Here is a 23,119-nt window from a genome sequence, read left to right on the forward strand (position 1 = left end):
CTCAGCCTTCCCCGCCCGTCGTTCCGTCGTAAAGCACCGCGCGCAGCCGTTGCAGCGCCGGATCCGTCTGTTCCGCCTCGGCCACCAGAGCCACGCGGATGAACCCCTTGCCTGGATTGCGACCATCCACCTCTCGGGACAGGTAGGCCCCCGGCAGCACCTGGATGCCCGCCTCCGCCCACAGGGTCTTGGCCGCATCCTCGCCATCCGTCACCGGCAGCCACAGGAAGAACCCGCCCTGGATCGGACGGTATCCCGGCACATTGCCCAGCACCCGGTCGGCGATGGCGTATTTCCGCTGATACAGCGCGCGGCTGGCCGCGACATGCGCCTCGTCCTGCCAGGCGGCCTCGCTGACGGCCTGGGCGGGCAGCGACAGGGGCGCCCCGGCATAGGCGCGCAACCGGCGGATCTGGGCGATATTGGCCGCCGAACCCGCCACAAAGCCCGACCGCAGCCCCGGCAGGTTCGACCGCTTGGAGAGCGAATTGAAGATCACCACCCGATCGGCCAGTCCCATGTCGGTCGCCACGGCCAGGGCGCCGGGCGGGGGCGCCTCGCGCCAGATCTCGGAATAGCATTCGTCGGCGAAGACCAGAAAATCATGCCGCGCGGCCAGGGCCAGCAGCGTTTCCAGATAATCGCGGTCGGCGATCGCGCCCTGCGGATTGGCGGGCGAACACAGATAGGCGATGGCCGCGCGGTCCAGCACCTCGGGCGGCAGGGCGGCGTAATCGGGCAGGTTGCCGGTCTCGGGTGTGGCGGGCACGAAGACCGGGTCCGCCTGCACGGCGGCGGCGGCCACGGCATAGACCTGATAGAAGGGATTGGGGATCAGGATCGCGGGCCGCGCGCCGTCCTTGCGTTCCGGGCACAGGGCCAGCGCCGCGTTGAACAGCCCCTCGCGCGTGCCGTTCAGCGCCATGATCCGATCCGGCGCCACGTCCAGGCCGTAGCGCCCGCCCAGCCAGCCGCCGATGGCCGACAGCAGGCCGGGCGTGCCGTCATTCGGCGGATACTTTCCGAAACCGCCCATATTGGCGGCCATCACCCCGGCCACGAAATCCGGCATGGCATGGCGCGGCTCTCCAATGGTCAGCACCGTCGGAGTTTCGCCGTTCTTCAGACCCGGCTCGATGCCGGACAACAGCGCCCGCAGACGCGGGAACGCATAGTCCGGCAGGTTCGAGAACCGCTCGGGGATCGCCATTCTGCCTCGCTTTCGGGGTCTTCGGCCCCGTTTATCACAAGAAACATTAGCGTGATCGCGCCCTTGCGTCCAGCGAAAGCCCGCCCCGAGGCGATCATCTTCTGTGCGCAAATATCCTCGGGGGTGAATTGGCCGCAGGCCAAGAGGGGGCGCGAGCGCCCCCTTGCGCTACCCCACGGCCAGGGCCGCCTCGACCCCGGCGGCCATATGCAGCAGATGCGTGTCGCGCCCGGCATGGCCCATCACCGAAATCCCGCAGGCCGGGTGGCCGGTGGGCAGGGTGCAGACCGGCAGGCCCAGCAGGTTGCCGATGCGGGTGTTGCGCAGCGTCAACAGGTTCGCGCGCACGAATTCGGCCTCGTCCGCCATCAGCCGCGCGGCATGGGGCGGCAGGATCGGCACGGTCGGCAGCAGGATCGCGTCACGGCGCGACGCCACCTCCTTGATCCATTTGCGCCGGATCCGCACCAGGCTTTCCCAGGCGGCGACATAGGCGGGGGCGCTGACATCGGCCCCGCCGCGAAAGCGGTCCAGGATCGGCTTCCACATCAGTTCCGGCGCATCCTCGATCTGGGCGCGCCAGATGCCATAGGCCTCGGGGGCGAACAGCGACGCCGACAGGGGCATCGCCTTGGCCACCCAGTCGCTCGACACGCGGTCGATCTGCGCGCCCTCGCGGGCCAGCCGGTCCACGGCATCCTCGAAGGCGGCGACCGGGCCTTTCTCGGCGCCCTCGAAGGGCAGGCCGTCCAGCACCAGCAGGCGGCGCCCCGCGACCGAGGCGCCGGTCAGGTCGGCCGCCCTCGTCCCCGCCATCAGCGCGAACAGTTCGGCGCAATCCTCGACCGTGCGGGCGATGGGGCCGGTGACGTCGAACTTGCGGCACAAGGGAACCACGCCCTTTTCGGGCAGCGAATCATGGCTGGGCTTGAATCCCACCAGGTCGTTCCAGGCGGCGGGCACGCGGATCGACCCGCCGGTGTCCGACCCGATCGCCGCCGCAGCCAGCCCAAGCGCCACCGAAACCGCCGCGCCCGACGACGACCCGCCCGGCGCCAGATCGGGATCAAGCGCGTTCGGCGGCGTCGCGGTATTCGGGTTCAGCCCCAGCCCGGAAAAGGCCAGTTCGGTCATATGCGTCTTGCCCAGGCAGATCGTGCCCTGCCGCGCCGCGCGCGCCAGCACGATGGCATCCTTGCGCGGCACCCGGCCCTCCAGCAGCTTCGATCCGGCCTCGGTCACGGTGCCGCCGCTGTCGATATTGTCCTTCCAGCTGATCGCCACGCCGTCCAGCAGCCCGCGCCGCAGTTCCAGCTTGGCGCGGTCATGGGCGGCCACGGATTCGGACCGGGCGCGGACATCCGTGACGCGGGCATAGATGCGCCGGGCGTCGGGATGGGCCTTGATGGCGGCCAGATAGGCCTCGGTCTGGTCCAGGGGATCCAGCAGTCCCGCCATGATCGCACGGCCCTGCTGGGCGGCGGGGGCGCGCAGCCAGTCCATCCTCAGAAATCCACCGCGAGGCCGTTCTTCTCGTAATCGCCGAAGCGCACCGGCTCGGGCCCGTCGCGCCCGCCGTATTCCTTGGGCAGGGGATGCGCGGCGGCGGCGACCTTGCGGCGCGCGGCGGCCTCGGCCAGGGCGCGGCGGGCGGCGGGCGGCAGGTCGTCGCGGTCGTCCTGTGGCAGATCGGTCATGGCAACAGTCCCCGAATGAACGTAAGGGTCGGCTTCAGTCTTTCAGCGGATTTAGGCAAAGGAAAGCGATTTGGCAAAGCGTGGCGTGGATAGGGCGCGTTCGGGGGCCTTGCGCCTGCTGGCGGGCGTGCGCGACGGGCTGTCGCTGGCGGACCAGGCGGGCGCGCTGAAGGCGTTGCCGCCAGCGGATCAGGCCCGCGCCGCGCGCCTTGCGGCGGCGGTGCTGCGCCACCAGTCCCGCGCGGATGCGGTGATCGCGGCCTATGTCGGGCGCAAGCCCAGCCCGCAGGTCGCCGACATCCTGCGCCTGGCCGTGGTCGAGATGCTGGACCTGGACGGCGCCGCGCATGGCGTGGTCGATGCCGCCGTGACCCTGACGCGCGGCCTGGGGCAAAAGGGCCAGGCCGCCTCGGGCATGGTCAACGGGGTGCTGCGCAAGGCGGCGGGCCATCCCGGCTGGGCCGACCTGCCGCCGCAGCCCATGCCCGATTGGCTGCGCGGCCCCGTCGCCACAGCCTGGGGCGAGGACGCCGCCCGTGCCATCGAGGCCGCGCATCAGGCGGGCGCTCCGCTGGACCTGACCGCGAAGCCCGGCGTCACGGTCGAGGGCGCGGATCCCCTGCCGACCGGATCCCTGCGCATTCACGGCCCGGCGCAGGTCAGCGCCCTGCCCGGCTATGCCGAGGGCGGCTGGTGGGTGCAGGACGCCGCCGCCGCCCTGCCCGCGCGGCTGCTGGACCCGCAACCGGGCGAACGAATCGCCGATCTCTGCGCGGCCCCCGGCGGCAAGACCCTGCAACTGGCCGCCGCCGGGGCGCAGGTCGCGGCGGTGGACATCAGCCCCGCCCGCCTGAAGCGCGTGGCCGAGAACCTGAAACGCTGCGCCATGACCGCCGACCTGGTCGCGGCCGACGCGCTCGAATGGCGGCCCGGCGCGCCGCTGGATGCGATCCTGCTGGACGCGCCCTGTTCGGCCACCGGCACGATCCGCCGCCATCCCGACCTGCCCTCCCTGCGCGACGGATCGGGGATCCCCGCGCTGATCGACCTGCAAGCCCGGCTGATCGACCACGCGCTGTCCCTGATCCCGCCGGGCGGGCGCATGGTCTATGCCGTCTGCTCGCTGCTGCCCGACGAGGGCGAGGCACAGATCGCCGCCGCCCTGTCCCGCCATCCGGGGCTGATGGTGGAACCGCCCGACCTGCCCGGCACAGACCCGGACTGGATCACCCCGGAAGGCGGGTTGCGCACCCGGCCCGACTACTGGCCCGGCAAGGGCGGCATGGACGGCTTCTTCATGGCGCGCCTGCGCAAGGCGGGGTGAACGCTCTTTTGCCTTGGTGCAAATATCCTCGGGGGGTCCGGGGGGCGAAACGCCCCCGGCGTCCGCCACTGGACCTTCGGCGCGCATGGCGCTAAGCCACCGCCGAACAGATGCCGAGGCCCCCATGTCCCGTCCCGTGCCGATCCGACGCGCGCTGATCTCCGTTTCCGACAAGACCGGGCTGATCGACTTCGCCCGCAAGCTGGACGCGCGCGGGATCGAGATCCTGTCCACCGGCGGCAGCGCCAAGACCCTGCGCGAAGCCGGGCTGACGGTGGTGGACGTGGCCGATGTGACGGGCTTTCCCGAAATGATGGACGGCCGCGTCAAGACGCTGCATCCGGCCGTCCATGGCGGCCTGCTGGCGCTACGCGACAATGCCGAACACCTGGCCGCGATGCAGGCCCATGGCATCGGCCCGATCGACCTGCTGGTCGTGAACCTCTATCCGTTCGAGGAAACCGTCGCCAAGGGCGCGGGCTATGACGACTGCATCGAGAATATCGACATCGGCGGCCCGGCGATGATCCGCGCCGCGGCCAAGAACCACGGCTTCGTCACGGTGATCGTCGACCTGGCCGATTACGACGCCCTGCTGGCCGAACTGGACGCCAATGACGACCGCACCACGCTGGGCTTCCGCCAGCGGCAGGCGCAGATCGCAATCGCCCGCACCGCCGCCTATGACGCCGCCGTCAGCACCTGGCTGGCCGCCGCCATCGGCGAGGAAACCCCGCGCCGCCGCGCCTTCGCCGGAACGCTGGCGCAACCCCTGCGCTATGGCGAGAACCCGCATCAGTCCGCCGCCTTCTATGTCACCGGCGAGAACCGCCCCGGCGTGGCGACGGCGAAGCAGTGGCAGGGCAAGGAGCTGTCCTACAACAATATAAACGACACCGACGCGGCCTTCGAACTGGTCGCCGAGTTCGATCCGGCCCAAGGCCCGGCCTGCGCGATCATCAAGCACGCCAATCCCTGCGGCGTGGCGCGGGGCGATTCGGCGCTGGATGCCTACAGGCGGGCCTTCGACTGCGACCGGACTTCGGCCTTCGGCGGGATCATCGCGCTGAACCAGACGCTGGACGGCGCGACGGCCGAGGAGATCGTGAAGATCTTCACCGAGGTCGTGATCGCCCCCGATGCCGACGAGGACGCCAAGCGCATCTTCGCCGCCAGGAAGAACCTGCGCCTGCTGACCACCGGCGGGCTGCCCGATCCGCAGGCGGCGGGCCTTGCCTTCCGGCAGGTCGCGGGCGGCTTCCTGGTGCAGGGCCGCGACAACGGCCATGTGGCCCTTTCAGACCTGAAGGTGGTAAGCGACCGCCAGCCCTCGGACGCCGAACTGGGCGACATGCTGTTCGCCTGGACCGTCGCCAAGCACGTCAAGTCCAACGCCATCGTCTATGCGAAGGACAGGGCCACCGTGGGCATCGGTGCCGGACAGATGAGCCGCGTGGACAGCACCCGCATCGGCCGCCGCAAATCCGAGGACATGGCCGAGGCGCTTGGCCTGGCCCAGCCCCCGACCATCGGCGCGGTGGTGGCGTCCGACGCCTTCTTCCCCTTCGCCGACGGGATCGAGGCGCTGGCCGAAGCGGGCGCCCGCGCCGTGATCCAGCCGGGCGGTTCCATGCGCGACGACGAGGCGATCGCGGCGGCCAACCGCCTGGGGCTGGCGATGGTCTTTACCGGCCAGCGGCATTTCCGGCACTGATGCAGCAGGAACTGCCCCTGGAGCCGACGCCCCCCGCAGCGTCGCAACCGGCGCCGCAACCGGCGCCGCGACCGGCGCCCAAGCCCCGGCGTCCGCGCGCGCCGAAAAAGCCCAAGGGCCCGGTCCGCACCGACATGCGGCTGGTGATCTGGGTCGCGACGACGATCTTCGTGGTCGATCAGGTGCTGAAATACTGGGTCGTCCATATCCTGCAACTGGACCGGCTGCGGGAAATCGACGTGCTGCCGCCCTGGCTGAACCTGCGCATGGCCTGGAACCAGGGCGTGAATTTCGGCCTGATGGCGTCCGACACCGATGTCACGAAATGGATCCTGATCGCGGTGGCCCTGGCCATCGTCGCCTGGGTCTGGGTCTGGATCTGGCGCTCCGATGCCGGGGCCTTCGCGCGCGTCGCGGCGGGGCTGCTGATCGGCGGCGCCCTGGGCAATGTGATCGACCGGCTGCTCTATGGCGCGGTGGCGGATTTCCTGAACATGTCGCTGCCGGGCTGGCAGAACCCCTACAGCTTCAACCTGGCCGATATCGCGATCTTCGCGGGGGCCATCGGGCTGGTGCTGGTGCCGCAGAAGAAGCAGCCCGAAAAGCCCGCCCGCAAGCCCCGCGCGAAAGCCGCCGACAATCCCCGTGACGGGGCGGGGAAATCCGGCTAGAACGGACGCAACAAGGCAAGGGGCAGGACATGCAGGCTTTCGTCAGGGGCATCGCCATCGCGGCCGTGATCGGGCTGTCGGCCTGCGGCAGCAACCAGTTGATGAATATCGAGACCGGCCAGAACAGCCCGGACGAATTCGCGATCCTGCCGACCCGGCCGCTGTCCATGCCGCCGGATCTCGCGCTGCTGCCCGCGCCGACGCCGGGCGGCGCCAATATCACCGATCCCAATCCGAATGCCGATGCCGTGGCCGCGCTTGGCGGCAATCCCGCGCGGCTGGCCAACCAGGGCATCGCCGCCGCCGACGGCGCGCTGATCGCCCATGCCAACCGGCGCGGCACCGACCCGGCCATCCGCGAGACGCTGGCCCAATCCGATGCCGACTGGCGGTCGCGCAACAAGCGCCGCCCCTTGGAGGCGCTGTTCGGCACCACCGTCTATCAGCGCGCCTATCGCCCCATGGCGCTTGATTCGCGGACCGAGCAGCAACGCTGGCAACGCGCCGGGGCAATCACCCAGACCTCGCCCGCGCCCGCCGAGGAATGACGGCGGGCTTCCGACCCCGGTGATGCCGTGGAGGCTTCCATCCTGTGGCAAGGCTTCCATCCGTCATCCCGCCTTGACGATGTTCGCGCCATCGCCTCGGACCGCCCGGCAGGTGGCCGAGAATGTCCACGACATGCCGTTCCACGAACGCTTCGTGCAGACCTTCGATGCTGGAACCGGAACGCCCGGCCCGTCCCCGCGACGACCTGATGTCCGGGATGACCGGGGCCGAGGATGCCCCTCTCTGTGACGACACATTAGCGTGTTGGAGGTTGCGCGCCCCGCGGCCTTTGGTCAGATTTCCGCCCGAGACCAAGGAGGTTCCGCCCCCATGCTTCGACCCTCGCTGCCCGCCCTGCTGGCCCTGACCCTCAGCGCCCTGCCCGCCCTTGCGGAGATGCCCGCCCCCGAAACCAACGGCGTCACCCATTTCACCCTGCCCAACGGCCTGGAAACCGTGGTGATCGAGGATCACCGCGCCCCGGTCGTGGTGCAGATGGTCTGGTATCGGATCGGATCGGCCGACGAACAGCCCGGCAAGTCGGGGATCGCGCATTACCTGGAACATCTGATGTTCAAGGGCACCGAAAAGCTGGAGCCGGGCGAATTGTCCAGGACCGTGACCGCCAATGGCGGCATGGACAACGCCTTTACCAGCTATGACTACACCGCCTATTTCCAGCGCATCGCCGCCGACCGCCTGCCCCTGGTGATGGAGATGGAGGCCGACCGCATGGCCAACCTGCGCATCGGCGAGGATGACTGGCAGGCCGAGCGTCTGGTGGTGCTGGAGGAACGGGCGCAGCGGGTGGACAGTGACCCCGGCGCGCTGTTCGCCGAGGAGCGCAATGCGACGCTGTTCTATAACCATCCCTATGGCCGCCCGGTGATCGGCTGGCGCGCCGAGATGGAGGGGATGACCCGCGACGACGCGCTGGCCTGGTATGACGACCATTATTCCCCGAACGAGGCGGTGCTGATCCTGGCGGGCGACGTGACGCCCGAAGCGGCCCGCGAGCTTGCGGAAAAATACTATGGCCCGATCCCCGCCAAGGGCGAGGCCGAACCCCGCATCCGCCCGCAGGAACCGACCCAGCGGTCGCCCCGGCGGATGGAGATGACCGATCCCCGCGTGCCGCAGCCGGTGATGACGCGCAGCTATCTGGCCCCTGAACGCAATCCCGGCGACCAGAAGGACGCCGCCGCCCTGACGGTGCTGGCGGAACTGCTGGGCGGGTCCATGCAGACCTCGGTCCTGGGGCGCGACCTGGCGATGGAGGGCAAGGCGCTGTGGGTGAACGCGGGCTATGACGGGTTTTCGGTCGATCCGACCAGCTTCGGCATCTCTCTGGTCCCGGCCGAGGGCATCACGCCCGAGGAGGCCGAGACCGAGCTGGACCGGGTGCTGGCGGCCTTCCTGGAAAAAGGCCCCGACCCGGCCGATCTGGACCGGGTGAAGACGCAGATCGAGGCCGCGCGGGTCTATGCGCTCGATTCCGCGCATGGCCGGGCCTATGATTATGGGCAGGGGCTGGCGACCGGGCTGTCGGTTCAGGACGTGAACGACTGGCCCGACATCCTTGCCGCCGTGACGGCCGAGGACGTGCTGGCCGCCGCCCGCCACGTGCTGGGCAGCGAGGCCAGCGTGACCGGCTGGCTGCTGCCGCCGCCGCCAGAGGCCGCCCAAGGAACCCCTGCCCCGACCGCCACCCCCAAGCCCGAGGTGCAAGGATGATCCGCGCCGCCATCGCCCTGTTCGTCGCCGTCCTCGCGGTTCCCGCCCATGCCATCGACATTCAAAAGGTCACCTCGCCCGGCGGGATCACCGCCTGGCTGGTCCAGGACGACAGCATCCCCTTTGTCGCGGTCGAATTCGACTTCAAGGGCGGCGCCAGCCTGGACGCGCCCGACAGGCGCGGCGCCATCAACCTGATGACCGCCACGCTGGAGGAAGGCGCGGGCCAGCGCGATTCCGTGGCCTTCGCCCAGGCGGTCGAGGGCTTGGGCGCGCGGTTTTCCTTTGATGTCAGCGACGACGCCCTGTCGGTGGGGATGCACGCCCTGTCCGAGAACCGCGACGAAGCCGCCGCCCTGCTGGCCGAGGCGCTGACCCGGCCGCGTTTCGACGATGCCGCCGTGGAACGGGTGCGCGCGCAGGTGCAGTCCATCATCCGATCCGAGGCGACGGATCCGCAATCCATCGCCGCCAAGGAAATGGCCCGCCAGGCCTGGGGCGATCACCCCTATGCGACCTCGATCAACGGCACGGCCGAATCGGTGGCCGGGCTGACCCGGCAGGATCTGGTGGCCGCGAAGAACCGCGTGCTGGCCCGCGACCGCGTGGTGGTGGGCGCGGCGGGCGACATCTCGGCCGAGGAACTGGGCCTGCTTCTGGACAAGGTGCTGGGGGGCCTGCCAGAGCAGGGCACCGCGCCCCTGCCGGAACCGGCTGCGCTGCAATTGACCGGCGGCGTCACGGTGATCGATTGGGACAGCCCGCAGACCGTGGTCAGCTTCGCCGGGCCGGGCCTGCCCATCGACGATCCCGATTATTTCGCGGCCTATGTCGCCAATCACATCCTGGGGGGCGGCGGCTTCAGTTCCCGCCTGATGGAGGAGATCCGCGAAAAGCGCGGGCTGACCTATGGCGTCGGAACCGGGCTGGCGACGGGGCTCTATGGCCAGACCTGGCTGGGCGGCATGGCGGGGTCGAACGCCACCACCGGACAGGCGATCGATCTGATCCGGCAGGAATGGGACCGCCTGGCCGAGGGCGTGACCGACCAGGAACTGAACGACGCCAAGACCTATCTGACCGGCGAATACCCGCTGCGCTTCGACGGCAACGGCAAGATCGCGTCCATCCTGGCCGGGATGCAGCTGATCGGCTTTCCCATCGACTATGTGAACACCCGCAACGCCAAGGTCGAGGCGGTGACGGCCGAGGACGTGAAGCGCGTGGCCGGGCGGCTGCTGGACGCGGACGGGCTGCGCTTCGTGCTGGTGGGCCGCCCCGAAGGGATCGCCGCGACGGATAAGGCCGAACCGGCCGAGGCGCTGAACTGATCCCGCAAGGCTGATTGCGTCCCGCGACCGCCGGGGACTTCACGTCCCCCGCTCGGGTCCGCCGACCCCTTCTCCGCTGAATAAGGTCCCCCGGGGGCTGTTGAAAAAGCCATGTATCGCTGATTCGATCGGTCGACGGGTTTCGGAGGGATGCGCATGCTGGGTCGGAAGGAGCGGGATCAACTTGAGCTGTTCGTTGTGGGGCCGCTCCGCGCTCTTCTGCCCGAAGATCATGTTCTCGTCCGGATCGCTCCGGTTCTCGATCTGAGCTGGCTGTGCGCCGAGGTGGCCGAACTGTATTGCTCTGACAATGGATTCGCGGGTTCATCGGTTACGGGCTTCACGAGGCGCTGCCGGACCATTCCTCCTTGACGCGCATCCGGCAGCGTTGAGGCGAGGCGGTGTTCCGCACCGTCTTCACCCGCGTCGTGCAGCAGTGTCAGGCGACTGGACTGGTGACGGCCGAGACGGTGCATGTCGACGCCAGCCTGATCCGGGCCGATGCCAGCATGGACGCACTGGTCGCGCGCCATCTCGATGCGCTCGAGGATACCAACGACGCCGAGCGAGAGGCGCGCGCAAGCGGCAAGTTCAAGAAGCTCTGCCCAGCTCGGCAATGGTTGACCTTGCGGGCGTCATGGTCGATGTCGAGATCGTCACCGGCGAGGAGCACGACACGGGCCGGTTCGAGGAGCGCTTGAACGCCATCGAAAATGTCCTCGGTGGTTCCCCCGGGCCGGATCACGGCGGACAGGATCCCTGGCGTGGGCCGGGTTTACGCCGCCCTTGAAGACCGCCAGATCGACGCCGTCATCCCGCCTCTTCGTGCCCCCGCCGCAAGGGGGCGCAGGGCTTTCCGACCGAGCGGTTCACGTTCGATCCTCATCAAGATGTGGTCCGGTGTCCGACGAGGAGGCGGCTGACCGCGAGAAACGTCACCAAAGCCGGGCCATGGTATCGTGCAGATCGTCGCGACTGCGCGCGCTGTCCTCTCAAGGCACAGTGCTTGCCCCAGGGCGCCCCTTCCCGCCGGGTGCATAGGGTGACAACCATGCGGCCATCCTGCGCGCCCGGCGCAAACGCTTGGCATCGGGCGAGGATGACCATGCGATCTACACCCGGCATCGCTGGCGCGTCGAAGGCGCGCACGGCACCGCCAAGACGCTCCACGGATTGGACAGAGCCATTCGACGCGGCCTCGACAACATGAAAATCCAGGCCCTGCTCACCGCCGTCGCCATGAACCTCAAGAAGCTAGCCGCTGTGGTCCTTCCCGTCGTCGGCCTGCCCTTCCAGGCCAGCGCCATGCGAGAGCCACAGGCAACCCTCTGATCGAGGTTCTTCAACAGCCCCCACCGGACCTTATTTCAGCGGCGAGCGCCTGCCACCATGCGGCAGGCTGAGGGGGCGAAGCGCCCTGGCGACCGCGCGGGACGCAATTCACGCATAGGACCGTTCGATGGCGATCAGCCTTTCCTTGCGCCACAACCCGCCCGCATAGCCCGTCAGCGTGCCGTCCGCGCCGATCACCCGGTGGCAGGGCACCACCAGGGCGATGCGGTTGGTGGCGTTGGCGCGGGCAACCGCGCGGATCGCCGTGGGGCGGCCGATCCCTGCGGCCAGTTGCAGATAGCTGCGCGTCTGCCCGGCCGGGATTTCCTGCAAGGCGCGCCAGACCTGCTGCTGGAAGGGCGTGCCATGCAGCACCACCGGCACGTCCAGAAGCGGCGCCCGGCCCCCGAAATAGGCGGCAAGCCGCGATTCGGTCAGGTCGTGGACAGGGGTGCGGCCCAGCCCCACGCGGCCCCCGACATGGGCCGACAGGCGCCGCAGCCCTTCGGGCAGGGCCTTGCGGTCGATGAATTCCAGCAGGTGCAGCGCCTGATCGTCGGCAATGGCGATCATGCCGCCCAGCGGCGTGTCGATCCAGTCGGCCAGCAGGCCGCCGCCCTGCCGCATCTGGTGGGGCGCATGGCCGAACAGCCGCGCGAAGGCCGCCCGGAAACCCGAGGCCGAATCGAATCCCGCATCCAGTTGCGCCTCGATCATCGTCGATCCTTTCGTCAGGCTGGCCACGGCCCCCCGCAGCCGCGCCGCGCGGGCCATGTCCAGGAAACTCTGCCCGAAATGCCGCTTGAAGGCGCGGCGCACGGTCGAGGGGTCGTGGCCCAAGGCCAGCAGGTCGGCCTCGGACCAGCGATGGTCGGGCCGCGCTTCCAGCCGGGCCATCAGGTCGCGGACCAGCGGCTCGCCCTCGGCCGTCGCGCCCAGCGGATGGCAGCGGCGGCAGGGGCGGAAGCCTGCGGCCTGCGCGGCATCGGCATCGGCGAACCAGCGGCAGTTCTGGGGCAGAGGCTTGCGGGCCGGGCAGGTCAGGCGGCAGAAGATCCCGGTGGTGATCACGCCGACCAGAGCGCGGCCCTCCCAGGCCGGATCGCGCGCCAGCAGCGCGGCATAGAGCGTATCGGTATCAGGCAGATCCAGCATGTCACTCACCTTGTTCATGCCCCCGACCCTAGCCGATTCGCCGCCCCGCCGGGCCGCGAAATCGGGCGTTTATTTCTGCCCCGCCAGCCAGTCCAGCATCTCTTGCGCGGCCTCGGCCGGGGCCTTGCCGCCCTGCGCCACCGCATCGCCCAGCCGGGCCAGCCGGTCGCGCGCGGCGGGCCTGTCCAGCCGCGCCAGCAGGCCCGCGCGCACATCGGCCAGGAACCAGTGCCGCGCCTGCTCGGCCCGGTTGGCCGCGAAATGGCCCTGTTCGCGCCGCCACCGGGCCAGATCCTGCATCTCGTCCCAGGCCCTCGCCAAGCCGTCGCCGGTCGTGGCCGACACCGGCAGCGCCTTGGGAAAGCCCTGCGGATCCTGCGGGCGCTTGCGCAGCAGCCGCAGCGCGCCCGCGTAATCGGCGACCGTGCGCCGCGCCGTGCCCAGCAGATCGCCATCCGCCTTGTTGACCAGGATCAGGTCTGCCATCTCCATGATGCCGCGCTTGACGCCCTGCAATTCGTCGCCGCCCGCCGGGGCCAGCAGCAGGACGAACAGGTCGCACATCTCGGCCACCAGGGTCTCGGACTGGCCGACGCCCACCGTCTCGATCAGCACCACGTCGAAGCCCGCCGCCTCGCACAGTCGGATCGCCTCTCGCGTCCGGCGGGCCACGCCGCCAAGCTGGGCATTGGACGGCGTGGGGCGGATGAAGGCCAACGGGTTGCGCGACAGCGTCTCCATCCGCGTCTTGTCGCCCAGGATCGACCCGCCCGACCGGGCCGAGGACGGATCGACCGCCAGCACCGCGACGCGCAGCCCCTGTTCGGTCAGCATCGTCCCGAAGGCCTCGATGAAGGTGGACTTGCCGACCCCCGGCGTGCCCGACAGCCCGATCCGCAGCGCCTGCCCGTCCGGCAGGTCGGCCAGCAGCGCCACAGCGCGGGCGCGATGATCGGGGCGCGTCGATTCGATCAGCGTGATCGCCCGCGACAAAGCGCGGCGATCCTTGGCGACCAAGGGTTCCAGAAGCTCGTCCATGGGGAAAGGGATAGGGGGCCGCGCGGCGATTGCCAAGCCGTCGCGGCGGCCCGATAATGTCGCGATGATCCGCCTTCTTGCCGCGCTCGCCCTGATCCTGACCGCCCTGCCCGTGGCCGCCGGGCCGCTGCGGCTGTTGATGGTGGAAAAGCACGGCTGCGTCTATTGCGCCGCCTGGGACCGCAATATCGGGCCGGGCTATGCGGCATCCGAGGCGGGCCGCGCCGCGCCGCTGATGCGGGTGGACATCCACGGCCCCTGGCCCGATGGCCTGGCCTTGGCGCGCAGGCCCTTCGTCACGCCGACCTTCATCCTGCTGGACGGCGGGTCCGAGGTCGGGCGGCTGGAAGGCCACATGACGGCGGCGCAATTCTGGCCCGCCCTGTCGGCCCTGCTGGCGCAGGCGCGATGACCGGGCTTTCGCCCCGGCCCCGCATCGGCTAGGCAACGGCCAGCCAATTTCAAGCGACGGTGACGATCATGCATGACATCCGTGCCATCCGGGACAATCCCGCAGCCTTCGACGCCGCCCTGTCGCGGCGCGGGCTTGCGCCGATGTCCGACCGCATCCTGTCGCTGGACGCCGACCGCCGCGCCCGGATCGTCGCGGCCGAGACCGCCCAGGCCGACCAGAACCGCGCCAGCAAGGACGTGGGCGCCGCCAAGGCGCGCGGCGACGATGCCGAATTCGACCGCCTGCGCGCCCTGGTCGCGGAAAAGAAATCCGACGTGACCAAGTTGCAGGCCGAGGCCTCGCTGCTGGACGGCCGGTTGCGCGACCTACTGATGGAGATCCCGAACCTGCCGCTGGACAGCGTGCCCGATGGCCGCGATGAATCCGACAATGTCGAACTGCGCCGCTGGGGCACTCCGCGCCCTTTCGACTTCACCCCCGTCGAGCATTTCGAGATCGCGGGCGTCCGCCCCGGCATGGATTTCGAAACGGCGGCCAAGCTGTCGGGCAGCCGCTTCGTGGTGCTGAAGGGCGGCGTGGCCCGCATCCATCGCGCCCTGGCGCAGTTCATGCTGGATCTGCATGTGACGCAGCACGGCTTGCAGGAAACCTGGACCCCGGTCCTGGTGCTGGAAACCATGATGGTCGGCACCGGGCAACTGCCGAAATTCGGCGAGGACAGCTATCTGACCCGCGAGGGCTATTGGCTGATCCCCACCTCGGAGGTCACGCTGACCAATACCGTCCACGGCGATCTGGTGGACCATGCCAGCCTGCCCCGCCGCATGGTCGCCCACAGCCAATGTTTCCGGTCCGAGGCCGGCAGCGCCGGCCGCGACACCACCGGGATGCTGCGCCAGCACCAGTTCGAGAAGGTCGAGATGGTCTCGATCACCGATGCCGAAACCGGGGTGGCGGAACACGACCGCATGACCCGCTGCGCGGAAGCGGTGCTGGAGGCTCTGGATCTGCCCTATCGCACCATCGTGCTTTGCACCGGCGACATGGGGTTCGGCGCCCGCATCACCCATGACCTGGAGGTCTGGCTGCCGGGCCAGAACAAGTATCGCGAGATCAGCAGCGTCAGTTACTGCGGCGATTTCCAGGCGCGGCGGATGAACGCGCGCTATCGGTCCGACAAGACCGGCAAGCCGGAATTCGTCCATACGCTGAACGGATCGGGCCTGGCGGTGGGCCGCACGCTGATCGCGGTCTTGGAAAACGGCCAGCAGGCGGATGGCTCGGTCCTGCTGCCCGTCGCGCTGCACCCCTATCTGGGCGGGGCGACGCGGCTGGGGGCGGACGGCAGGCTGGTCTGACAGGCAGGATGCGGAATCTGCATTCGGGGCGGCTTGCCCCGAAACTGGCCCGCCGATCGCCGCGTTGGCAGTCATGGCGCGCGTGGCAGAGATCCTTTATCTGGGTTCGGTGACGGTCTTTGTGGCCAGCGGCCTGACGCTGGCGACCTTGGGCCGCCCCGCCATCCAGCTTGCCGCGCCGATCCGGCCCCAGACCCTGACCGATGGCCCGCTGGACCTGGCCCGCGTGCTTCCCACGGTCACCCTGCCGCAACTCTATGTCCAGCCGCAGAACCTGCTGATGTGGGCGCTGCTCGTGACGCTGTGGCTGATGCTGCTGGCGGACGCCATCGGCCAATACCTGGCTCCCTCGGACCGGGGCTCTCCTCGGGCCTGGCTGCCGCTCAGCCTGGGCCTGATCGGGGGGGCGGTCTGGCCCTGGCTGGTGGGCGTTCACAAGCCGCTTGCCACGCTGGGGGCGCTGCTGATGCTGACAGCGGCGCTGTTCGGGGCCATCCGCGCGTGCGGCCAGCACCGCCCGGCCCTAGGGTTCCTGGCGGGCTGGAGCCTTGCGCTTGGCACCGCGACCCTTGCCACGCTGATCGGCGCACCCCTGTCGCTGACCACCTCGCAGACGGCGATCCTGGCGATCCTGCCCGGCGCGGTGATCGGCATGGTCGCGCAGGAACGGCTGGACGGCAGCTTGGGCTTTTCGCTGGCGATGATCTGGGCCTTCTGCGCGGTGGCGGTGACCACCATGGGCAGCAGCCCCGGCGTGGCCCTGGCCGCGATCATCGGCATATCGGGCATGGGCGTCGTGCTGGTGCGCGCGGCGACTTAGGTCGTGCTGTGCGCGGCGACTTAAGTCATGCTGGTGCGCGCGGTGACCTAGCCCTCCTTGGGCTTCTGCCGGTTCTTGTGCTTGGACAGCGCGCCCGACTGGCTGATCTTGCTGGCCTTTTCCTTGAAGGGGTTGTCGCCCCCCTGGTCGCGGAAGAACAGCCGGATCGGCGTGCCGGGCATGTCGAAATCGGCCCGCAGCCCGTTCACCAGATAGCGCTGATAGCTGTCGGGCAGCTTGTCGGTATGGGTGGCCTTGACCACGAAGGCCGGGGGCCGGGTCTTGACCTGCGTCATATAGCGCAGCCGGATCCGCCGTCCGCCCGGCGCGGGGGGCGGATGGCTTTCGGTCATCGCCGAAAGCCACTGGTTCAGCCGCGCGGTGGAAATGCGGCGGTTCCAGACCTCATGCGCCTTCAGGATCGCGGAATGCAGCCGGTCCAGCCCCTTGCCCGTGCGGGCCGAGACCGTGACCAGCGGCGCGCCCTTCAACTGCGGCAGCAGCTTCTCGAAGTTCGCGCGCAGTTCGTTCAGCTTCTGGGGCTTGTCATCCTCCAGATCCCACTTGTTCGCGGCCACCACGACCGCGCGGCCCTCGGTTTCGGCGAAATCGGCGATCCGCAGATCCTGCTGTTCAAACGGGATCGCCACGTCCAGCAGGACCACCACCACCTCGGCAAAGCGGACGGCGCGCAGACCGTCGGCCACGGACAGCTTTTCGACCTTGTCGGTGACCTTGGCGCGCTTGCGCATCCCGGCGGTGTCGAAGATGCGCATGGGCGTGCCCATGAATTCCGTGCCGACGCTGATCGAATCGCGGGTGATCCCGGCCTCGGGCCCGGTCAGCAGCCGATCCTCGCCGATGATCTTGTTGATCAGCGTGGACTTGCCCGCATTGGGCCGCCCGATCACCGCCAGTTGCAGCGGACGCGCGGCGGAGGGGCGCCAATCCTCGGCGCCCTCGCCGGTCTCGGCATCCTCGTCGGACAGATCCACATCGGTCTCGGCGGCGACGGGGGCGGGGCGTTCGGCCTCGATCCGGTCGGCCAGAGGGACCAGGGCACGATACAGGTCGTCCATCCCCTCGCCATGTTCGGCGCTGATGCGCAGCGGCTCGCCCAGGCCCAGGGCGTAAGCCTCCATCGCGCCGGATTCGCCCGCGCGACCCTCGGCCTTGTTGGCGGCGACGATGACATGCCTGGCGCGGCGGCGCAGGATCTCGGCGAAATATTCGTCCGCCGCCGTGACTCCCACGCGGGCGTCGATCACGAACAGGCAGATATCGGCCTCGTCGACGGCGCGTTCGGTCAGGCGGCGCATCCGGCCTTGCAGGCTGTCATCCTCGGCCATTTCCAGGCCGGCGCTGTCGATCACCACGAAGCGCAGGTCGCCAAGACGCGCGGCACCCTCGCGCAGGTCGCGGGTGACGCCCGGCTGGTCATCGACCAAAGCCAGCTTCTTGCCGACCAGCCGGTTGAACAGGGTCGATTTGCCGACATTGGGACGGCCGACGATGGCGAGCGTGAATGTCATCGGAACGCGTGCAGCTGGCCGCTGCGCGAGACGACATAGATCGTCTGGCCCGCGACGGCGGGGGCGGCGGCGGCTCCTCCGGGGATCTGCGCCTGGCCGACAAGGCTGCCGGAATTCGGATCGAACACCCGCATCACCCCGTCCGAGGAGACGACGAACAGCCGCCCGCCCGCCAGGACCGGGCCGAAATGGGCATGGATGCGGTCCTGCCGCTTGATCTTCTGCGTGGTGTAATAGGGCATGGGGACACGCCAGATCACCCCGCCGGTCGCGGCGTCCAGGCGGATCAGCTCGGCCTCGTCGTTCACGGCAAAGACCGACCCGCCCGCCACCACGACCGGGCTGTTGGCGCCGTCGCGCGCCGACCAGGCCTGGATGCCGCTGTCCAGGTCCACGGCGTTGATGCGCCCCGAGGAGGTGCCGCCATAGACCACATTGCCCGCGATCACCGGATCGCCGGTCACGTCGCGGATATTGGCGATGGCCCGGCCGATGCGCATCCCGCCGATCTGCGCCGTCCACAAGGTCGCCCCGGTGTCCCGGTCGGCGGCCAGCAGCTGGCCGGAAGCGAAGGGAAAGATCACCCTATCGCCCTGCACCGCCGGGACCGACACCCCCATCACCCCCGCCGTCGAGGGCGTCCCCGAGGTCTGCCACAGCACCTTGCCATCGGCGGCGCGCACCGCCCAGCCGATGTCGTTGCGGCCCAGGACATAGACGACGCCGTTCTGCACCGCAGGACCGCCGCCGATCGGCGCATCGACCCGCTGCCGCCACAACACCCGCCCCGAGGCCGCGTCCAGCGCCACCAGCTCGCCGAAGCCGCCGGTCGCATAGACCCGCCCGCCCTCATAGGCGAGGCCGCCGCCCGACACGCTCTCGCGCGTTTCCAGGGCCGGGGCGATGTCGCTGGTCCAAGCGATGGCGCCGCCGGTGGTGGTCGCCGTCACGCGGGTGCGGCTGTCCAGGGTAAAGACCAGCCCGCCGCCCACCACCGGATCGGCGCTGATGCGGTGGCGCTTGTCGCTGCCCTGGCCGATGGTCGCGGTCCAGAGGCGGTTCGTCCCCGCGCCCACCGCCAGATGGCCCGGCTGATGCGCGGCATTGCCCGCGCGATGGGTCCATTCGCCATTGGTCACGGGCGCCGTCAGCCGCAGCGCGGTCGAGGCGACGGGCGCCGGGGCTTCCACCGCGGGACCGTCGGGCGAGGTCACGGCCAGCGGGTCCAGCCGCTGCCCCGGCAGGATCGTGTCGCGTTCGCCGCAGGCCACCAGGCCCAGCGTGGCCGCCAGGGCCAGGGTCAGTCGCAGCGTGGCGGTCATTCCTCGCCTCTCCCTCGTATCGTTCATTGGCCGGGCCATCAGCCGGCGGGCATGTTCTCGGACGGTTCGGGTTCGACGCCCAGGGCGATCATCATCTCGGACAGGCGTAGGCGCAAGGCCTCGGACAGGCCGTCCTTGTCTTGGATCTGACGGATCAGGTTGACCGCATCGTCTGGCCGACCCGCGCCGATCAGGGCGACGGCCTTCTGTTCAAGGGCCAGCAGCTCGAACGGCGCGCCCGCGCGCGACAGGCGCGACAGGATCTCGTCGCGCTGAGCGGGGTCCATCCGGTCGCCTTGCAGCATCACCAGCTTCAGTTCCGCAAGGTCGTGCAGGACCGTGCCCGCCGCCGCGTCGCCCGCGACATCGCGCAGCGCATCGGCCGCGGCATCGCTGCCGCCGCGTTCGGACCATTCCGAGGCCGCGATCAGCGCGGCCAGGACGCGGCGGGATTCGGCGCCCTGCGGATCGACCTGCATGATCGCCGCCGGATCGCCCGACGCCTCGGCCGCAAGGATCGCGTCGCCCCAGGCGCGGGCCTGCGCCTGGTCGCGCGCCTGGCTGTATTCGCGCCAGACCACGCCCGCGACGATGCCCAGGATCACCAACCCCGCGACCCAGCCCCAGCGACGGAACAGCCGGAACAGGCGTTCCCGGCGCAGGTCGTCGAAAACCTCGTCGATGAAATTGTCGTTCTGGTTGGCCATGCCCGTCTTCCGCAGCTTTCCTGCGCCCTGTCTTATACCGGCGCGAGGCGGAAAGCCAATGCCGCCTTGCGCCACGAAAAAGGCCCGGCGCTGTGCCGGGCCTTCGCATCCGTCAGGGCGGGGCTCACAGCCGCGAGGCGACGTTTTCCCAGTTCACCAGATTGTCGAGGAAGTTTTCCAGGTATTTCGGACGGGCGTTGCGGAAGTCGATATAATAGCTGTGTTCCCACACATCGACGCCCAGCAGCGCGGTCTGGCCCGAGACCAGCGGGTTCACGCCGTTTTCGGTCTTGGTCACCTCCAGCTTGCCATCGGCGTTCCTGACCAGCCAGGCCCAGCCCGAACCGAACTGGCCGACACCGGCCTCGGTGAACTTCTTCTTGAAATCGTCGACCGAGCCGAAGGATTCGGTGATCGCCTTTTCCAGTTCCGACGGGATCGCGCCGGGCCTGGGGGTCATCCATTCCCAGAACTGCGTGTGGTTCCAGTGCTGGCTGGCGTTGTTGAAGATGCCGTTCTGCGCCACGGCGCCCTTCTGGTAGGTGCCCTTGACGATATCCTCCAGCGACTTGCCGTCCCATTCGGTCCCGGCGACCAGCTCGTTCAGCTTGTCGACATAGGCCTTGTGGTGCTTGTCGTGGTGGTATTCCAGCGTTTCCCTGGACATGCCGCCTTCGGCCAGTGCGTCATGCGCATAGGGAAGATCGGGAAGCGTGAAAGCCATTTTCTGTCCTTTCGTAAGGGGTTGGGCGATGGTCGGGCGCACAGTCCCGCATTCGGCGGATCAACGCAAGGGGAACCGGCGGGTTCCTGCGGAACGACGCAAGCCGGGGGACTTCACGTCCCCCGGACCGCTGCGGGATATTCGGGCCGGAATGAGAGGCCCCTTCGGGCCGACACGGTCAGTTGGCGGGTGCCGGCGTGGCGGGCGTGGTGGCGGTGTCGGCAGGCTCGACATCGACGGCGCCGTCCACGGCAGGATCGGCCGGGGTCGTCACCGCCGCATCCGGGGTGGCGTCCGTGGCGGTCTCGCTGCCCGACATGAAGAAGAACAACAACGCCACCACAACGACGATGGCACCGATGATGATATACATGCGATTGCTGTTCGGCTCGGCCATTCTGTTCCCTTTCGGTCAACCTTTTGATACCCGGACAATGAGAGCGGGGCCCTTCCGGTTCCCGCGGAATTGCCGGCGCGCGGACTTGTAGCCGATCCGCCGCACCGCCGATTGCGCCGCCCGGCACGGGAATGCGACAGGCTGACGCTTTTCGTCGGGACCAAAGCACCCTAAAAGACAGGGCCGAACACAGGGGGTGGCATGTTCTGGATCATCTGCGCCGCGCTGACGGGTGCCGTGGGCCTTGCCATCATGGCCCCGCTGCTGCGGGGGCGCGCCCATGCCGCGCAACCGGCGGCGGCCTTCGACCTGCGCGTCTATCGCGACCAGCTGCAAGAGGTCGAACGCGACCTGGAACGCGGCGTGATCGCGCCCGAGGATGCCGCCCGCCTGCGGACCGAGATCGGGCGCAAGGTTCTGGACGCCGACCGCCGCCTGTCCCAGGCCGCAGCGGGCGGCGCGGCCGGACGCGGGCCTCTGGCCCTGGCCATCCTGGCGGTCCTGTTCGCGGGGGCGGTGGCCCTGTATCTGCGCGAGGGTCAGCCGGGGCGCGGCGACCTGCCGATCATGCAGCGCATCGCCGAATCCCAGCGGGTCTATGAAAACCGCCCCAGCCAGGCCGAGGCCGAGGCCAGGGCCCCCGCCCCCATGGTGCCCGAAGTGCCCCAGGATTTCGCCGCCCTGATCGACCAGCTGCGCGAGGCCGTAGCCCGCAACCCCGACGATCCGCAGGGCCTGGCGCTGCTGGTCCAGAACGAGATCCGGCTGGGCAATTTCGCCGCCGCCCGGCAGGCGCAGCAGCGGCTGGTGGATCTGCGCGGCGATCAGGTCACGGCCCCGGACCTGGTGCGCCTGTCGGCGCTGATGATCGAGGCGGCGGGCGGCGTCATCACCCCCGAGGCCGAGGCCGTTCTGACCCGCGCCCTGCAAGCCGACCCGCACGATCCGCAGGGCCGCTACCTGCTGGGGATGCTGCAATTGCAGAACGACCGCCCCGACCGCGCCTTCCCGATCTGGCGCCGCCTGCTGGAGGAAGGCCCCGAGGATGCCCCCTGGATCGCGCCGATCCGCGCCGCCATCGCCGATCTGGCCTGGCTGGCGGGCCAGCCCGACTATGTGCCGCCCGCCGCGATGCCCGGCCCCGATGCCGATGCGATGGCCGCGGCCGAAGACATGAGCCCCGAAGATCGCCAGCAGATGATCGCCGGGATGGTGTCGCAACTGGAAGCCCGGCTGGCCCAGCAGGGCGGCACGCCCGAGGAATGGGCGCGGCTGATTTCCTCGCTGGTGGTGATCGGCGACACGGACCACGCCCGCGAGATCTGGACCGAGGCGCAGACCCGCTTCGCCGCCCAGCCCGAGGCGCTGGAGATCGTGCGCCAGGCCGCCGTCCAGTCGGGGCTTGCCGAATGATCCACCCCGAGATTGCCGATTTCGCCGCTTCCCTGCCTCTGGCCGGCGGCATCGCCGGGCTGGATCTGGGCACCAAGACCATCGGCGTCGCGGTCAGCGACGGGCTGCGGCAGGTGGCATCCCCCCTGACGGTGATCCGGCGGCGGAAATTCACGCTGGACGCGGCGGAACTGCTGGCGATTGCCGGGGATCGCGGGCTGGTCGGCCTGATCCTGGGCCTGCCGCGCAACATGGATGGCAGCGAAGGCCCGCGCGCCCAATCCACCCGCGCCTTCGCCCGCAACCTGGAACGGCTGACCGAATTGCCCATCGGCTTCTGGGACGAACGCCTGTCCACGGTGGCCGCCGAACGCGCGTTGCTGGAGGCCGACACGTCCCGCAAGCGACGGGCCGAGGTGATCGACCAGGTGGCGGCGGGATACATCCTGCAAGGCGCGCTCGACCGGCTGGGCTATCTGGCGCGATGATCGAATCCCCCTGCATCAAGGTCTGCGTGATCGACCCCGCATCCGGGCTTTGCACCGGCTGCCTGCGGACACTGGATGAAATCGCAGCCTGGGGATCGCTGCCCGATGACGACCGGCGCCGGATCATGGCCGAATTGCCCGCCCGGCGGGTCCGGCTGGGCTGACCGCTTGCCGCATGGCGGGGCATCTGCGATAGAAACGCGACCCCG

Annotated in this window: 24 protein-coding genes; 14 read left to right on the top strand and 10 right to left on the bottom strand. The window is 69.5% G+C overall.

All coding sequences use genetic code 11. The features are described from left to right. Position 1: 1 nt before the first annotated feature. From PXD02_RS14910 to PXD02_RS14920, 3 genes are all read right to left on the bottom strand, one after another. On the bottom strand, positions 2-1,210 hold the full coding sequence (locus PXD02_RS14910; protein ID WP_275104615.1) for an aminotransferase class I/II-fold pyridoxal phosphate-dependent enzyme: 1,209 nt from the start codon (positions 1,208-1,210) through the stop codon (positions 2-4). 168 nt (positions 1,211-1,378) lie between these two features. Further along, positions 1,379-2,713 (bottom strand): amidase, encoded by a 1,335-nt coding sequence (locus tag PXD02_RS14915; RefSeq protein ID WP_275104616.1) that lies wholly within the window; start codon positions 2,711-2,713, stop codon positions 1,379-1,381. A gap of 2 nt (positions 2,714-2,715) precedes the next feature. After that, entirely contained in the window at positions 2,716-2,907 is a 192-nt protein-coding gene (locus tag PXD02_RS14920) for a DUF1674 domain-containing protein (RefSeq protein ID WP_275104617.1), read from the bottom strand. 70 nt (positions 2,908-2,977) lie between these two features. Between PXD02_RS14920 and PXD02_RS14925 the strand changes: the two genes are divergently transcribed. The 8 genes from PXD02_RS14925 (at position 2,978) to PXD02_RS14960 (ending at position 11,562) form a co-directional block, all read left to right on the top strand. After that, positions 2,978-4,231 carry an RsmB/NOP family class I SAM-dependent RNA methyltransferase gene (locus PXD02_RS14925; RefSeq protein WP_473092032.1) on the top strand — a complete coding sequence of 418 codons (1,254 nt, stop codon included), beginning with the start codon at positions 2,978-2,980 and terminating at the stop codon, positions 4,229-4,231. Positions 4,232-4,355: 124 nt separating this feature from the next. Next, the gene (purH, locus tag PXD02_RS14930) at positions 4,356-5,945 is read left to right on the top strand and encodes a bifunctional phosphoribosylaminoimidazolecarboxamide formyltransferase/IMP cyclohydrolase (RefSeq protein ID WP_275104618.1); all 1,590 of its coding nucleotides are present in this window, start codon (positions 4,356-4,358) and stop codon (positions 5,943-5,945) included. Continuing rightward, positions 5,945-6,616 (top strand): signal peptidase II, encoded by a 672-nt coding sequence (gene lspA, locus PXD02_RS14935; RefSeq protein ID WP_275104619.1) that lies wholly within the window; start codon positions 5,945-5,947, stop codon positions 6,614-6,616. Before purH ends, lspA begins: the two co-directional genes overlap by 1 nt. A 29-nt stretch (positions 6,617-6,645) precedes the next feature. Further along, positions 6,646-7,164: a DUF3035 domain-containing protein gene (locus PXD02_RS14940; RefSeq protein WP_275104620.1), complete on the top strand. Its 519-nt coding sequence runs from the start codon at positions 6,646-6,648 to the stop codon at positions 7,162-7,164. A 331-nt stretch (positions 7,165-7,495) separates the two neighbouring features. Beyond that, the gene (locus PXD02_RS14945) at positions 7,496-8,899 is read left to right on the top strand and encodes a M16 family metallopeptidase (protein WP_275104621.1); all 1,404 of its coding nucleotides are present in this window, start codon (positions 7,496-7,498) and stop codon (positions 8,897-8,899) included. Then, the gene (locus PXD02_RS14950) at positions 8,896-10,230 is read left to right on the top strand and encodes a M16 family metallopeptidase (protein ID WP_275104622.1); all 1,335 of its coding nucleotides are present in this window, start codon (positions 8,896-8,898) and stop codon (positions 10,228-10,230) included. The genes PXD02_RS14945 and PXD02_RS14950 overlap by 4 nt, the downstream gene beginning before the upstream one ends. 401 nt (positions 10,231-10,631) lie before the next feature. Next, complete coding sequence (locus tag PXD02_RS14955) at positions 10,632-10,931, top strand: hypothetical protein (RefSeq protein WP_275104623.1); 300 nt, start codon at positions 10,632-10,634, stop codon at positions 10,929-10,931. 382 nt (positions 10,932-11,313) lie between these two features. After that, positions 11,314-11,562, top strand: a complete 249-nt coding sequence (locus tag PXD02_RS14960) for a transposase (RefSeq protein WP_473092033.1) — start codon at positions 11,314-11,316, stop codon at positions 11,560-11,562. Between the two features lie 108 nt (positions 11,563-11,670). Here PXD02_RS14960 and PXD02_RS14965 read toward each other — a convergent pair whose 3' ends face one another. Together PXD02_RS14965 and meaB are read right to left on the bottom strand one after the other, a co-directional pair. Continuing rightward, the gene (locus PXD02_RS14965; protein ID WP_275104624.1) at positions 11,671-12,717 is read right to left on the bottom strand and encodes a bifunctional transcriptional activator/DNA repair enzyme AdaA; all 1,047 of its coding nucleotides are present in this window, start codon (positions 12,715-12,717) and stop codon (positions 11,671-11,673) included. Positions 12,718-12,786: 69 nt separating this feature from the next. Then, complete coding sequence (gene meaB, locus PXD02_RS14970) at positions 12,787-13,755, bottom strand: methylmalonyl Co-A mutase-associated GTPase MeaB (RefSeq protein ID WP_275104625.1); 969 nt, start codon at positions 13,753-13,755, stop codon at positions 12,787-12,789. A 64-nt stretch (positions 13,756-13,819) separates the two neighbouring features. Here meaB and PXD02_RS14975 point away from each other — a divergent pair, with 64 nt between their 5' ends. From PXD02_RS14975 to PXD02_RS14985, 3 genes are all read left to right on the top strand, one after another. Beyond that, positions 13,820-14,167: a thioredoxin domain-containing protein gene (locus tag PXD02_RS14975; RefSeq protein ID WP_275104626.1), complete on the top strand. Its 348-nt coding sequence runs from the start codon at positions 13,820-13,822 to the stop codon at positions 14,165-14,167. A gap of 68 nt (positions 14,168-14,235) precedes the next feature. Continuing rightward, on the top strand, positions 14,236-15,528 hold the full coding sequence (gene serS, locus PXD02_RS14980; protein ID WP_275104627.1) for a serine--tRNA ligase: 1,293 nt from the start codon (positions 14,236-14,238) through the stop codon (positions 15,526-15,528). Positions 15,529-15,610: 82 nt separating this feature from the next. Beyond that, positions 15,611-16,348: a hypothetical protein gene (locus PXD02_RS14985; protein ID WP_275104628.1), complete on the top strand. Its 738-nt coding sequence runs from the start codon at positions 15,611-15,613 to the stop codon at positions 16,346-16,348. 47 nt (positions 16,349-16,395) lie between these two features. Here the strand turns inward: PXD02_RS14985 and der are convergent, their stop codons facing one another. The 5 genes from der to PXD02_RS15010 all read right to left on the bottom strand — a co-directional run bounded on the left by der (position 16,396) and on the right by PXD02_RS15010 (position 21,030). Continuing rightward, positions 16,396-17,880, bottom strand: coding sequence for a ribosome biogenesis GTPase Der (gene der, locus PXD02_RS14990; RefSeq protein ID WP_275104629.1), 1,485 nt, complete (start codon positions 17,878-17,880; stop codon positions 16,396-16,398). Beyond that, positions 17,877-19,202 (bottom strand): PQQ-like beta-propeller repeat protein, encoded by a 1,326-nt coding sequence (locus PXD02_RS14995; protein ID WP_275104630.1) that lies wholly within the window; start codon positions 19,200-19,202, stop codon positions 17,877-17,879. Before PXD02_RS14995 ends, der begins: the two co-directional genes overlap by 4 nt. Positions 19,203-19,240: 38 nt before the next feature. Beyond that, complete coding sequence (locus tag PXD02_RS15000) at positions 19,241-19,909, bottom strand: hypothetical protein (RefSeq protein ID WP_275104631.1); 669 nt, start codon at positions 19,907-19,909, stop codon at positions 19,241-19,243. Positions 19,910-20,033: 124 nt separating this feature from the next. Then, the gene (locus PXD02_RS15005) at positions 20,034-20,633 is read right to left on the bottom strand and encodes a superoxide dismutase (protein ID WP_275104632.1); all 600 of its coding nucleotides are present in this window, start codon (positions 20,631-20,633) and stop codon (positions 20,034-20,036) included. Between the two features lie 178 nt (positions 20,634-20,811). Further along, on the bottom strand, positions 20,812-21,030 hold the full coding sequence (locus PXD02_RS15010) for a hypothetical protein (protein ID WP_275104633.1): 219 nt from the start codon (positions 21,028-21,030) through the stop codon (positions 20,812-20,814). 201 nt (positions 21,031-21,231) lie between these two features. Here PXD02_RS15010 and ccmI point away from each other — a divergent pair, with 201 nt between their 5' ends. Genes ccmI through PXD02_RS15025 form a run of 3 tightly spaced genes read left to right on the top strand, consistent with a single transcriptional unit; the run spans position 21,232 to position 23,074 of the window. Next, entirely contained in the window at positions 21,232-22,443 is a 1,212-nt protein-coding gene (gene ccmI, locus PXD02_RS15015; RefSeq protein WP_275104634.1) for a c-type cytochrome biogenesis protein CcmI, read from the top strand. Next, the gene (ruvX, locus tag PXD02_RS15020; protein ID WP_275104635.1) at positions 22,440-22,910 is read left to right on the top strand and encodes a Holliday junction resolvase RuvX; all 471 of its coding nucleotides are present in this window, start codon (positions 22,440-22,442) and stop codon (positions 22,908-22,910) included. The genes ccmI and ruvX overlap by 4 nt, the downstream gene beginning before the upstream one ends. After that, on the top strand, positions 22,907-23,074 hold the full coding sequence (locus tag PXD02_RS15025) for a DUF1289 domain-containing protein (protein WP_275104636.1): 168 nt from the start codon (positions 22,907-22,909) through the stop codon (positions 23,072-23,074). Before ruvX ends, PXD02_RS15025 begins: the two co-directional genes overlap by 4 nt. Positions 23,075-23,119: the final 45 nt, after the last annotated feature.

It is taken from the genome of Paracoccus sp. S3-43 (genome assembly GCF_029027965.1).
Taxonomy (GTDB): Bacteria; Pseudomonadota; Alphaproteobacteria; order Rhodobacterales; family Rhodobacteraceae; genus Paracoccus.